Below are 13175 nucleotides of genomic sequence, written 5' to 3'. Positions count from 1 at the left end.
GCCGCGATCCCCGAGGTGTTCGCCGAGGCGCGCACGCTGGCCGAGCTGGGCCGCTGCCTGGGCCGCCCGCACCCGGTCTGCCGCCGCGCGGACCTGATGTTCGAATACACCGTCGCCGCGGGCGGTTCCGCGCGCCCCGGATTGGCCGCCGTGCTCGAGCCCCTGGACAGCCAGACGGTATTGACCGAAACCCTGGACGTCTTCGTCGACACCGGCTTCAACCAGCTGGCCACCGCCCGGCTGCTCAACGTCCACCGCAATACCGTCACCTATCGCCTGGCCCGGGTGCACGAGCTGACGGGGCTGGATCCGCACCGCCCAACGGACGCGATGACCCTGTCGGCCGCCCGAATCGCGCGGCGGCTCGAAACCGCCTGTTTCGCACCATAGTTCGCGTCGCCACCGACCCCATCCGCTGCGCGACGACACCTCGCCGCCGGTCTGCCCCCGCACGGCCCGCACCGATGTGGCGGGCCGACGCATTGCTCCCGCTCGTTCCCCCGCGCCCGCGGTTTGGTCGGCTGCACAATGCCTTCGTCCACACTCTTGGCGATTGCCGATACCGACGTGTGGGCATTGTGCGGTGTGCTGAAGGCCGACGACGAGGTCGTGCGGCGCGGCATCCGGCTCGCGCCGGCCGGGGCCTCCCGAAATCCGCAGGGGTAGTTCGTTGAGTAGCTCCTTCCGTCCGCGCCGCCGCCTGGCCCCGTGGGCCGTTGCCGGTTTCTCCGCGCTGACCATGACCATCGCCGCCACCACACCGGTCGCGGCCGCGCCCGTGTTCGGGCCGGTGCCCGACGCGCCCGCGAATTTCGGCCTGCCCTCCGACTACCGGCCCACGCCGGAGCGGTACGGGGTGGGTTATCAACTGGGACAGGTGGTTTCACTGTCCGACGGGACTCAGTTGCAGGCCGAGGTGCGGTATCCGACCGATCCGGCGACCGGGCAGCGGGCCGCGGGCGAGTTCCCGGTGGTCGTCAACTTCACCACCTACGGCGCGGTCGCCAGCGCGCTGACCGCCGCCATCACCTCGGTCATCGACGAGCTGCGCATCCAGCTGCCCGATCAGCTGAAGGACGCGCGCCGGGTCATCAATCAGGCCACCTCCATGCAGGACATGCTGGTCCGCCACGGCTACATCGAGGTGACCGCGGACGTGCGCGGCACCGGCGGGTCCACCGGCGCGTGGAGCCCCGCCTCGCAGCAGGACGGCAAGGATGGCGCGGAGCTGGTGGACTGGGCGGCCAAGCTGCCCGGCTCCAATGGCAAGGTCGGCATGTACGGCTACTCGTTCCCCGGCCTGTCCGCCATGCGCACCGCCGAGACCGTCGGACCCGATTCGCCGTTGCGGGCGATCGTGCCGTTCGCGGTGCCCAACAATATCTTCGACGAGGTGCTCGACCACGACGGCATGATGAGCCCGCTGCTGCTGACCGTCATCTCGCTCATGGTCCCGTACCTGAGCCTGATCGGCCCGTTCCTGACCGCGCCGCTGTCGCCGCAGACCTTCCTGAAGTCCCTCGGCGACCACCTCGCCGCCCTGGCCGGACCCGACACCAGCACCGTGAAACTGCTCTTCGACGCCTACACCGGCGGACCCACCGCCTACGACAACTCGTGGTGGCGCGAGCGGCGTTTCGAGACCGACCTGCACAACCTGGTCGACAACGGCATCGCCATGTACCAGGTGGACGGCTGGTGGGACCTGTATCAGGAAGGCGCGGTGCGCAATTACGCGCAATTGCAGAACCTGGCCGCCGGGCGCGACCAGTTCGCGCCGATGGCGCCCGATCAGAAGACCGACGGACGCTACCAACTGCTCATGGGCCCTTGGTATCACGTCGGACTCGGGCTGGGTCCCGGCTCGCGTATGGACACCGACCAGATCACGCTGGCCTGGTTCGACCGGTGGCTCAAGGACATTCCCAACGGCATCGACGAGACCCGCACGCCGCTGCACGTCATCGACGCCGACAACACCGCCGCCGACACCGCGCGCTACCCGTTCGAGCAGACCACCGTCGAGCGGCGCTACTTCGACGGCGACCGCCTCGTCGCGGACGTGCCGACCGCCGCCGAAGCCTCGGATCGGCTGGACTACACCGGAATCGACACGATCTGCAACCGCGAGACGCTGGGCCAGTGGGCGGCGGGCCTGTTCGACTTCGTGTTCCGGATCTTCACCGTCTCCAACCCGTGCACCGAATGGGTGCAGAACCCCACCGCCGGGCTGCGCTACACCATGGACCCGGTGACCGAGCCGACCATGTTGGCCGGGCCGTCGGCCGTCACCCTCTACGCGTCCTCCACCGGCTCCGATGCCGCCTTCCAGGTGTGGCTCGACGATGTCGCGCCGGACGGGACGGCCGTGAACATCACCGGCGGTTCGCAATTGGCCAGCCAGCGCACCCTCGACGACGGCAAGACCTGGCGCACCGGCGACGGGACCGTGTACGCGCCCGAGCACACCGTGCTGAAGGAGAACGAACAGCTGCTCTCCCCCGGCGAGGTGGCGCGGATGGAGATCAAGATCCGCCCCGCCTTCCACCGCCTGGAGCCCGGCCACGCGCTGCGCCTGCGCATCACCAGCGGCACCTTCCCGTCGACCATCCCGAACCCGGCCGATCTGGGCCGCCTGCTGGGCACCTCGCAGCAGATCCAGCGGACCGCCGCGTATCCGTCGGCGCTGGTGGTGCCGCTGGGACCGGCCTCGGCGTTCGAGCGCTAGGCCGGCGCCCGCACCCGGTCCTTGCGGTCACCGCCGCCCAGCCGCGAAGATCGACACCGTGACACAGTGAGGCTCTCGACGTTTCGGAGGTTCTCGATGCTCGAACCGCGCCAGGGCGGTTTCCGGCGCGCGCGCCGCCGCTCGACCGGGACGGCCGATGGCCTGCCGACCCGCTCGGCGGCCCGCACCGCCAAGATCACCGCGCTGCCGGTGGCCTATGCCGCGCGCCGGGCGGGCGGGCTCGGACGGCGGGCGCTCGGAACCCCGTCGCACGAGGTCGAACTCGATATCCAGGCGCGCACCGCCCAGCACATGTTCGAGGTGCTGGGCGAACTCAAGGGCGTCGCGGCCAAACTGGGTCAGCTGCTGGCGCTCTACGAGCTGGCGTTGCCGCCGGAGCTGGGCGAGCCGTATCGGGAGGCGCTGACGCGACTGCAGGATTCGGTGCCCGCGATGCTGCCGGCCGCGGTCGATCGGGCCATGGCGGCGTCGATGGGCGACGGGTGGCGGGATCGGTTCGCCGAGTTCGACACTCGCGCGGCGGCCGCCGCCTCGGTGGGGCAGGTGCATCGCGCGGTGTGGCCGGATGGGCGGCGGGTCGCGGTGAAGCTCATGTATCCCGGGGCGCGCGCGGCGGTCGCGGCGGATCTCGAGCATATGCGCCGGCTCGCGCCGCTGGCCAAGGTCTTCGCCCCGGACCTCGACACCCGGGCGGTGACCGAGGCGTTCGCCGTCTGCATCGGCGCGGAACTCGACTACGCCGAAGAAGCCGCCACGCAACGGATCTTCGCCGCCGCCTTCGCCGGCGACCCCGACTTCCACATCCCGGCCGTGGTCGATCAGCAGGGCGATGTGCTGGTCACCGAATGGCTCGACGGCGTTCCGCTGCACCGGGTGATCGCCTCGGGCACGCCCGCCGAGCGCACCCGGGCCGGGCTGCTGGTGACGCGTTTCGTGATGGCGAGCTTCGCCCGGACCGGACTGCTCTACACCGATCCGCATCCGGGTAATTTCCGGGTGCTGCCCGACGGCCGCCTGGGTGTCCTGGACTTCGGCGCGTGCTCACCGTTCCCGGCCGAATTCCCCGCCCTGGTGGGCGATATCGGCGCCGCGGCCCTCGAGGGCGACCCCGCCGACCTGGAGACGGCGCTGCGCGAGCACGGATTCGTGCGCCCGGAACGGGAATTCGCGATCGCCGACCTGGTCGGCATGGTCGCCCCGATCGTGGACCTGTACCGGCACCGCGACGCCCACCTGAGCCAGGCGTGGCTGCGCGCGCAGGTGCGGCGCGCCACCGAGCCGAGCCTGTCCAATGTGTCGCGCCACCTCACCACCCCGCCGGAGTACGCGCCCATCGGGCGCACCATCCTGGCGGCCACCGGCGTGCTCTGCCAGCTCGGCCTGCACGGCCCGCTCAGCGACGAATTGACCGCGCCGTTCCCGCGTTTGGCCGCGGCGGTGCGCCGCTGCCGCGAGCGGGAGACGTCCGCGGCGGCCGTGGTCCGGCCTATTACAGGTGCATCCACTGCGGCCACACCTGTGACCACGGCTTCTTCGGGCCCGAGCACTTCCAGATGGTGACGTCCTGGGTGTTGCCCTTGAACCCGAGCCGGGTGTCGACCTTGCCGACCGGGTCGACGTGCTCGAACTGGCCGCGCAGCACCGCCTCGTAGCCGCCGACGGCCAGCACCACCGAGGCGTCGTCGGGCGGAGTGCCGAAGTAGCCGAAGCCGCGGCTGGGACTGTACAGCGGCGGCAGGTGCGCGCGGCCGAACTCGTCGAGAGCGCCGGCCTGCCAATAGGTGTCGGTGATGATGACGGCGCGCGCACGCTCGGCCGGACCGAGCGCGTCGTAGGCGCGGGTGACCTCGTCGGTGAGTTCGTGCCAGCCGAAGGATCCGTAGACGCCGATATTGATCGCCGCCTCGGCATCGTCCTTGGGCGGATGCACCTCCTCAGCGGGCCGCCACGGCGTCGAGTACAGCGTGAAAGCCGTTGCGCCCACGGCCAGTACGGCGATGCCCGCGGTCAGCAGCCGCCGCCACAGCGGTGCGATGCGCTCGGCGGTGCCGACCACGCCGACCGCGCCCGCCGCGATCATGACCGCGTACATGCCCGCCGCGTAGTAGATCCGCCCGCCGGTGATCAGGAAGGCCGCGAACAACAACAGCAGCGTGACGCCCAGGAACCGGTAGGGCCGCAGCACATCCCAGCGCAGCAGCACCCACAATCCCCACAGCAGCAGCAGCGCCCCGAGGTATCCGGCCAGGCTGATCGACATGGGCAGGAACAGCAGCCGACCGCCCAGGATCCCCTGTTCGGATCCGATCACCCCGCCCATCTTCAACTGCGGCCACGAATGGCGTTCCTGCCAGACGAGTTCGGGCACCGTGGCCAGCACCACGATCGCGCCACCGGTCCACAACAGCGGCCTGCGCACCAATTCCCGCGGCCCGCACAGCAGGCTGCCGATCACGACCGCGATCCAGAAGAACGGGATCAGCCACTTCACCTGCATATCGACGGCGGTGACGAGGGCGGCGGCCAGCAGCAGCCGATCGTCGCGGGACCGCACCCAGCGCACCACCAGCCAGGTGATGATGACCCACAGCGCGGTATCGACCGCGTTGGTGGTGAGCATGGTGCCCTGCAACAGCAGGAACGGTGAGCTCGCGTAGCCGATGGCCGCCAGCAGTTGCGCCCAGCGGCCGCCGTCGAATTCACGGGCCAGCAGGGCGCACAACACGATCGCGGTCACCGTCAGCGCGACCGCGGGCAGCCGCAGCACGAAGTAGGACTCCGGCGCGATGGTGTCCATCAGCCGCGCCAGCAAGGGCAGCACCGGCCCCTGGTCGGCATAGCCGAACGCGGGGCGGCGGCCCGCGGCCAGGAAGTACAGCTCGTCGCCGAAGTAGCCGTAGCGGCGCGCCGACAGCAGCAGCACCACGGCGGCGGGCACCGCGACCGCGGCCACGGTCAGCCACGCGAACGGCGGCCGTTCCACGGGTTTGGCATGCCGTCCACCACCGTTCGACCGGGCCGGTCGATCCACCACATCGGTCAACGCGCGCTCCTCGCCGCCGGATCATGCTGCGAACACTCGAAATCTACAGCTTCCTTCCAGCAAATTTCGGACGCGGCACGGCGCCCTGCGCCAGTGTCAGAAACGCACCCGTGTCGAAACGCCCGTCCGCTGGGGGCACCGCACGCAACGGGTGTGCACCGAGGCCGCCGCACACCGTGCTCGCCGGGGTCTCGGCGAGCACGATGACCCGGATCGATCACCGGCCGCGTCATACCAATCACCACCGTGATTACAGTCGCTCGGTTCGGCTATTACTCAGAGGTGGATCGCCGCACGACGGCATCCCCGCAAAGATCTCGCGACCGCGGAGCCGCACCGGCCGCGGCCCTGCCCGCGCGGCTCCGACACCTCTCCTCGATGCCGGGCGAGACTGCCGTGCCACGCTTTTCAGCGAAGGAGGTCGGCATGACCGACCACAGACCCGCCACCAATCCCTACGGCACCCCGAGCACCACCGGCCCCGCGTCCGTCCACTGGTACCAGAACCTGATCAATGCCGTCATCCGCGGCCTGCTGCGGGCGCCGGTGCTGTCCCTCCGGGTCGGCAAGCGGTTGTGCATCCTGCACGTGGTGGGCCGCAAGTCCGGCACACGGTACGACGTGCCGGTGGCCTACACCCGCCACGCGGGCGACATCCTGATCGGCGCCGGCACGCGTCCCTGGGTGAGCAATATCCGCTCCGGCGTCCCCATCGAGGTGTCGTTCGGCGGCCCGCGACGCCCCGCCGACGCGGAGGTGATCTCCGACGCGGACACGGTGGTCCGGCTCTCGGAGGACATCGCCCGCGACAACAAGCAGTGGGCGAGGTACAACGGCATCGGCTTCGACGCCGACGGCAATCCGAACCGGGCCGACGCGTACCAGAGCTGGCAGCAGGGCTGCGTCATCATCCGGCTCCGGGTGCGCTGAGCGGTCGCACGGCCCGAAGCCGCCCCCGGCAACCTTCGAGCATGCCGGGCGTCAGCGGTCCGCGGGCCGGACCTGGACGTAGTCCGCGGCGTTCAGACCCACCAGCACCTGCCGCACCAGCGGCGGCGCCCAGGACGCGCTGGCATCGTGCCCGAGCACCGGGTCGGTGAGCGTGACGGTGTGCCCGCGCGTCTCGAACTCGAAGCTGCCCGCCGCGCGAATGTTCTTCAGCCAGTCCACGTTCCGCCCGTAGGTCAGGGCGATCCGGTAGCCGCCGTCGCGCCGGAAGACCATGACCGGCGACCGGTACACCCGCCCCGACTTGCGTCCCCGGTGCACCACGACCCCGAACAGCGGCGTGACGCGGGCCGCGATCCCCAGCACCGGATTGCTGATCCGGCGGTTGATCCTCGCGAGTGTCCGCGGCAGTGGCATGGTCTCGTCCTCCCTGACGAAAACGGTTGCGCCCCTGAGGCTACGCCGCCGCGCGCGCCCCGGCGGCGGCCTCGTGACAGCGCGTGCGACCGCGGCGCGCCGCGATACCCGACCGTACCGCGCGCCCGTCGGGCGGCATCACTAAAGTGCTGTTCAGAGCGCCGGGACCCGCGGCGCGCCAGGCGAGGAGGGCCCGTTCATGCCGGAGTTGATCGCGGTGTACGACGCGGTCGGACGTGAGGTCGGCGCGCAGGAGCGCGCGGTGGTGTACGAGCGGGGCCTCTGGCATGCCAGCGCGGGCGTGCTGGTGCGCTCGCTCGACGGGTCGAAGGTGTACGTGCACAAGCGGACCGACACCAAGGCGGTCTTCGCCGGCATGCACGACTGCCTGGCCGGCGGGGTGCTGGGCCCGGGCGAGGATCCGGCCGAGGCCGCGGTCCGCGAACTGGCCGAGGAACTGGGCATCGTGCTGGGCCCGCACGACGACCGGCCGCTCCCGCTGGCCGCCGCGGCCTGGGACGGCGAATGGGAGGGCCGGCCGATGCGTTGCCACCTGTTCGCCTACGAGCTGCGCTACGACGGCCCGATCACCCATCAGCCCGAGGAGATCGTGGACGGCTGGTGGTGGAGCGACGAGGAACTACGCTCCTACGTGGAGGACCCGCACTGGCCGTTCGTCCCCGACACCCGGGTGCTGATCGGCGACCTGCTGCGCTGAACCGGCGTCACCGCCCGCCCGCGGGCCCGGCGCAGTTGCCCGTGGCCGGGACCCCGCGCAGGCGTTGATCGAGCCAGTCCATGGTCGCGCCGTAGGAGCTGACATAGGCGGCGAGGTGTTCACCGCCGACGATGTTCTTCGTCGCCGCCACCCCCAGCGCGCACTGCGCGCGCCACAGTTCCTCGGCCTCCGCCACGGGAATCCACGGATCGTGGACGCCGTGGTAGATGAACAGCGGCACACCCGATTTCCGGCCCCGCATGCTCAGCTGCCGGAAGACCGATTCGGCCGCCGCGCTGTCGAGCGACTTGTCGACCCGGGCCATGAGGTCGACCGGGATGGGCGCGATCCCGAGCGCCCCGAAACTGCCACTGCAGTTGTCCTTGATCGGCGAGGTCGCCAGCCACTGCGCCGCGTGATTCATCAGACCGAGGATCTCCGGATGCTCCCGCCCGAGCGCGAGCACGGTGCTGAGCAGGAACGCCGAGATGTAGGACCCGTCGAAGGTGTGGGCGAACCGGCGATAGTCGTTGACCAGTCCCCCGAAACTCGCACCCGCGAAGTACGGGAGCAGATCCGGCGCGTAGTCCGACACCAGCATGGCCGCGGCGTTCGACGCGATCGCGCCGCCGGAGTACCCGGTCGTGGCGAAACGACTGCGCCCGAACCGATCCGGGGCGAACCCGCGGACCGCGCGGATCGCGTCGAGCACATTGTGCCCGGCGACGGTCGGCTCCGAATAGGCCATCAGCGGCCCCTCGTGATCGGGGATGATCAGCGCGTACCCGTGTTCGAGCGCCCAGGTGGTCGGCGACGGGGTGAAGTCGTTGCCGGTCGGTACCTCCATGCCGTGGGCCAGCACATATCCGGGGGTACAGCGCTTGTTGAGCGAATTGGTGGCGGGCGCGTTCACGAGCACCGGCTGTGGGCCGGGCCCGGGCCACTCCCGCGGCGGCAGGACCAGGGTCGCGGTGCCGATCGACGGCTCGCCCGCGGAATTGGTGGTGCGGAACTTCAGCAGCGTGGCACGCGAGATGCCGGTGAGGTTCAACAGCAGCATGGTCGGGCGCGCCGAGCCCGTCACATCGCGCGAATCCAGCATCTCGCCGGGCGCGTAGCGGGCGAGATCGGCGGGCCACGCGTCGAACAGCGGGTCCCCGGTCGGCGGGGACTGCACGGCATTCCAGAACGCCGTCAACTCCGGCGGCAGATCCCCCGGCGCCGCCAGCGGCCGCGCCGCGCGCGGGACCATCTGCGTCGGCGCGGGCACATGCTCGTCGATCCACCGCTGCAGCGGATTCGGCGCCTCCGGCACCGGTGCCGAGCGGGTGGAGGGGACGGCGGGCGCGGCGGATGTCGGCGGATCCGACTCCGCCCGCGCGGGCGCCTGCCCCAGGGTGATCGAAAGACCCAGAACCAACATCGCTGCGGTCAGATGCCTCACGATCCATCAAGCTACGACATGTCCGCGCGGGAACGCGGGAGGCCAGGGCGGTCGCGAAGGTCTCGATTCGACCATCGGCGGCGGTCGCCGGATACGCCGACGGCCCACCGAATCCCGCGCGATTCGATGGGCCGTCGGTTCCTTGCGATGTTCAGGCGGTCGGCTGGGCGCTACCACCGGCGCTGCCGCTGAACAGACCCGTGATGGTCTTGATCAGAACTGCAGCCAGGAAATCCTCAGCGGATCCGGTCACTTGCTACTCCTCATCTATCCATTGCATGTCGGGTATGTGAATCATCCACGGTTCACAATCAAAGGGAAGGCCTTTGTCCGGAGAACTTTCAGCAACCCGACCGGAGTTACACGGTAGAACGGGTTCCATCTGCGTTTATATCGGTTTGATAAAAGTGTGATCTACATCACAGAGACTGGTGCACTGTGGCATCGATCGCGGGCGCCAGGCGCGGCAGGACCGATTCGCCGTACGCGTCCAGGGTCGCGGTCTTGGCGTCGTGCTGCAGGTAGACCGCGAATTGGTCGACGCCCAGCGCCTCGAGGTCACGCAACCGGGCCAGGTGCTGGTCGGGGGTGCCGAGCACACAGAACCGGTCCACGATCTCGTCGGACACGAACTCCGCGTGCGGGTTGCCGGCCCGGCCGTGCTCGTTGTAGTCGTAGCCGTGGCGGCCCGCGACGTAATCGGTCAGCGCGGCCGGCACCTCGGAGTGCGTGCCGTAGCGCGCCACGATCTCGGCGACATGGTTGCCGACCATCCCGCCGAACCAGCGGCACTGCTCACGGGCATGGGCCAGGGACGCGGGCGTGCCGTCGGTGACATAGGCCGGGGCGGCCACGCAGAGGGTGATCGAGTCCGGATCGCGCCCCGCGCGTTCGGCGGCCGCGCGCACCCGCGCGATGGTCCACGCGGTGATGTCGGGATCGGCCAGCTGGAGGATGAACCCGTCGCCCACCTCCCCCGCGAGCTCCAGGGCGCGCGGCCCGTATCCGGCCACCCACACCGGCAGCCGCGACCGGCTCGCCCACGGGAAATGGATCACGGTGTCCCCGATCCGCACGCTGCGGCCATTGCCCAATTCCCGGATGACGCCGATGGATTCGCGCAACGTGGCCAGGTTCGCGGGCCGTCCGCCCAGGGTGCGCACCGCCGAATCACCGCGGCCGATCCCGCAGACGGTGCGGTTGCCGAACATGTCGTTGAGGGTGGCGAAGGTGGACGCGGTGACCGTCCAGTCCCGGGTCGCCGGGTTGGTGACCATGGGCCCGACCACGACACGCCGGGTGGCCGCGAGGATCTGGCTGTGGATGACGTACGGCTCCTGCCACAGCAGGTGCGAATCGAAGGTCCACACGTGCGAGAACCCGTGCGTCTCCGCGAGTCTGGCCAGTTCGATCACCCGGGAGGCGGGCGGGTTGCACTGCAGCACCACGCCGATGTCCATGCCGGAACCTTCCCTCCAAGCCGATGGGTCAGATGAGGCTCTGCGACAGACCGCGTTTCAGGAATCGGCCGTGCCCGGCGCTGCCCAGATACCGCCCGCCGTCGACGATCACCCGGCCACGCGCGAGCACGGTGTCCACGTGGCCGTCGATCTCGAAGCCCTCGTAGGCCGAGTGATCCATGTTCATATGGTGGGTCTTGCCGACCCCGATGCTGGTGTGCCCGTTCGGGTCATAGATCACCACATCGGCGTCGGCGCCGGGGTTGATCACCCCTTTGCGCGGGTACAGCCCGAACATCCGGGCCGGGGCGGTGCAGCACACCTCCACCCATTTCTCCAGCGAGATGCGGCCGTCCTTCACGCCCTGGAACATCAGGTCCAGGCGGTGTTCGACGCCGCCGATCCCGTTGGGGATCTTGCTGAAATCGCCGAGTCCGAGTTCCTTCTGGTCCTTCATGCAGAACGGGCAGTGGTCGGTGGCCACGGTGGAGACGTCGCCGGTGCGGATGTAGCGCCACAACTCGTCCTGATGCCCCTCCGCGCGGGCGCGCAGCGGGGTCGAGCACACCCATTTCGCACCCTCGAAACCCGGTGCGGCCAGGTTCTCCTCCAAGGACAGGTACAGGTATTGCGGGCAGGTCTCGCCGAATACGTTCTGCCCCTTGCCCCGCGCCCGCGCGATCTGTTCCAGGGCCTGCTTGGCGGAGACGTGCACGACGTAGAGTGGCGCACCGGTCAACTGCGCCAGCATGATCGCGCGGTGGGTGGCCTCCTCCTCCAGCTGCCACGGCCGGGTCAGGCCGTGATACACCGGCGCGGTCTCACCGCGGGCCAGTGCCTGTTCGACGAGCACATCGATGGCGATCCCGTTCTCGGCGTGCATCATCAGCATCGCGCCCAGGTCACCGGCGGTTTGCATGGCGCGCAGGATCTGCCCGTCATCGGAGTAGAAGACGCCCGGATAGGCCATGAACAGTTTGAAACTGGTGACGCCCGCGGCCACCAATTCGCTCATGCCCTTCAGGGATTCGGCGTCCACCGAGCCGACGATCTGGTGGAACCCGTAGTCGATGGCGCAGCGGCCGTCCGCCTTCTCGTGCCACAGCGCCAGGCTGTCCTGTACCCGCTCCCCCGGTTTCTGCACGGCGAAGTCGACGATGGTGGTGGTGCCGCCCCACGCCGCGGCGCGGGTCCCGGTCTCGAAGGTGTCGGAGGCCTCGGTGCCGCCGAAGGGCAGCTGCATGTGGGTGTGCGGGTCGACGCCGCCGGGGATCACGTATTTGCCGGTGGCGTCGATGACGGTGTCGGCGGCCGCGGCCAGGTCGGCGCCCAGCGCGGTGGCGCCCGGCCGGAGGACCGCGGCGATGGTCTCGCCGTCGACGAGAATGTCGAGGGGCTGGGATCCGGTGGCGGACACCACGGTTCCGCCGTGAATGAAGGTGATGCTCACGGCTCCACCAGCTTTCCGTAGGCGTCGGGGCGGCGGTCGCGGTAGAAGGCCCAGCGGTCGCGCACCACTTTGATCAGGTCCATGTTCAGGTCGCGCACGATCAGCTCGGGCGCGGTGTCGGAGCCGACCTCCCCGACGAATTGGCCCTCCGGATCGACGAAGTAGCTGGTGCCGTAGAAGTCGTCATCCCCGTACTCCTCGATGCCCACCCGGTTGATGGCCCCGATGAAGTACTCGTTGGCCACCGCCGACGCGGGCTGTTCGAGCTTCCACAGATAGCCCGACAGCCCGCGCGAGGTGGCGGAGGGGTTGAACACGATCTCCGCGCCCGCCAGGCCCAGCGCCCGCCAGCCTTCGGGGAAATGCCGGTCGTAGCAGATGTAGACGCCGATCCGGCCGACCGCGGTGTCGAAGACCGGCCAGCCGAGATTCCCGGGCCGGAAATAGAACTTCTCCCAGAACCCGTGCACATGCGGAATGTGGTGTTTGCGGTATTTGCCGAGATAGCGGCCGTCGGCGTCGACCACCGCGGCGGTGTTGTAGAGCAGGCCGGGCTGTTCCTGCTCGTACACCGGCAGCACCATGACCAGGCCGAGTTCGCGGGCCAGCGCCGCGAACCGCTCCACGGTCGGGCCCGGCACCGATTCGGTGTAATCGTAGAACGCGGTGTCCTGCACCTGGCAGAAGTACGGCCCGTAGAACAGCTCCTGGAAACAGATCACCTTCGCTCCGGCCGCGGCCGCCTGGCGCGCGTAGTGCTCGTGCGCCTCGATCATGGACTCCTTGTCGCCGGTCCAGCTCGTCTGCACCAGCGCCGCTCGCACATTCGCCATCCATTGATGTTGCACTTCTCGCGATGGCGGGCAGCGAAAACACGGCGACATTTGGGGAACAGTTTCCCGGCCAGTGGGCCGGATCGAATACCCGAAACCCGAGCGAGCGTTAG

General features: G+C 69.6%; 11 protein-coding genes. 5 read left to right on the top strand and 6 right to left on the bottom strand.

Annotated features, from left to right (window positions below; translation table 11 throughout):
* From ACWELJ_RS13655 to ACWELJ_RS13645, 3 genes are all read left to right on the top strand, one after another.
* Positions 1–390, top strand: a 390-nt coding sequence (locus ACWELJ_RS13655) for a PucR family transcriptional regulator (protein ID WP_452366477.1), incomplete at its 5' end; no start/stop codon positions are given.
* 280 nt (positions 391–670) lie between these two features.
* Positions 671–2728, top strand: coding sequence for a CocE/NonD family hydrolase (locus ACWELJ_RS13650; protein WP_452366476.1), 2058 nt, complete (start codon positions 671–673; stop codon positions 2726–2728).
* Between the two features lie 96 nt (positions 2729–2824).
* Positions 2825–4309 carry an ABC1 kinase family protein gene (locus ACWELJ_RS13645; RefSeq protein ID WP_452366475.1) on the top strand — a complete coding sequence of 495 codons (1485 nt, stop codon included), beginning with the start codon at positions 2825–2827 and terminating at the stop codon, positions 4307–4309.
* Here ACWELJ_RS13645 and ACWELJ_RS13640 read toward each other — a convergent pair.
* Positions 4239–5783: a glycosyltransferase family 39 protein gene (locus ACWELJ_RS13640; protein WP_452366480.1), complete on the bottom strand. Its 1545-nt coding sequence runs from the start codon at positions 5781–5783 to the stop codon at positions 4239–4241. The two genes, ACWELJ_RS13645 and ACWELJ_RS13640, sit on opposite strands and share 71 nt — an antisense overlap.
* 435 nt (positions 5784–6218) lie before the next feature.
* On the opposite strand from ACWELJ_RS13640, the gene ACWELJ_RS13635 reads away from it, so the two are divergent.
* On the top strand, positions 6219–6722 hold the full coding sequence (locus ACWELJ_RS13635; RefSeq protein WP_452366474.1) for a nitroreductase/quinone reductase family protein: 504 nt from the start codon (positions 6219–6221) through the stop codon (positions 6720–6722).
* A 51-nt stretch (positions 6723–6773) separates the two neighbouring features.
* Here the strand turns inward: ACWELJ_RS13635 and ACWELJ_RS13630 are convergent, their stop codons facing one another.
* Entirely contained in the window at positions 6774–7157 is a 384-nt protein-coding gene (locus ACWELJ_RS13630; protein ID WP_452366473.1) for a nitroreductase family deazaflavin-dependent oxidoreductase, read from the bottom strand.
* 199 nt (positions 7158–7356) lie between these two features.
* Between ACWELJ_RS13630 and ACWELJ_RS13625 the strand changes: the two genes are divergently transcribed.
* Positions 7357–7875, top strand: a complete 519-nt coding sequence (locus ACWELJ_RS13625) for an NUDIX hydrolase (RefSeq protein WP_452366472.1) — start codon at positions 7357–7359, stop codon at positions 7873–7875.
* A 7-nt stretch (positions 7876–7882) separates the two neighbouring features.
* Here ACWELJ_RS13625 and ACWELJ_RS13620 read toward each other — a convergent pair whose 3' ends face one another.
* The 4 genes from ACWELJ_RS13620 to ACWELJ_RS13605 form a co-directional block, all read right to left on the bottom strand.
* Complete coding sequence (locus ACWELJ_RS13620; RefSeq protein ID WP_452366471.1) at positions 7883–9319, bottom strand: lipase family protein; 1437 nt, start codon at positions 9317–9319, stop codon at positions 7883–7885.
* Positions 9320–9738: 419 nt separating this feature from the next.
* On the bottom strand, positions 9739–10779 hold the full coding sequence (locus ACWELJ_RS13615) for a TIGR03842 family LLM class F420-dependent oxidoreductase (RefSeq protein WP_452366470.1): 1041 nt from the start codon (positions 10777–10779) through the stop codon (positions 9739–9741).
* A gap of 28 nt (positions 10780–10807) precedes the next feature.
* Positions 10808–12229, bottom strand: a complete 1422-nt coding sequence (gene hydA, locus ACWELJ_RS13610; RefSeq protein ID WP_452366469.1) for a dihydropyrimidinase — start codon at positions 12227–12229, stop codon at positions 10808–10810.
* Positions 12226–13062 (bottom strand): nitrilase-related carbon-nitrogen hydrolase, encoded by an 837-nt coding sequence (locus tag ACWELJ_RS13605; RefSeq protein WP_452366468.1) that lies wholly within the window; start codon positions 13060–13062, stop codon positions 12226–12228. The genes hydA and ACWELJ_RS13605 overlap by 4 nt, the downstream gene beginning before the upstream one ends.
* Between the last annotated feature and the right edge of the window lie 113 nt (positions 13063–13175).

The organism is Nocardia sp. NPDC004582 (assembly GCF_053602115.1).
The sequence above is the reverse complement of the archived record's forward strand: the minus strand, read 5'-3'. Positions and strand labels throughout refer to the sequence as shown.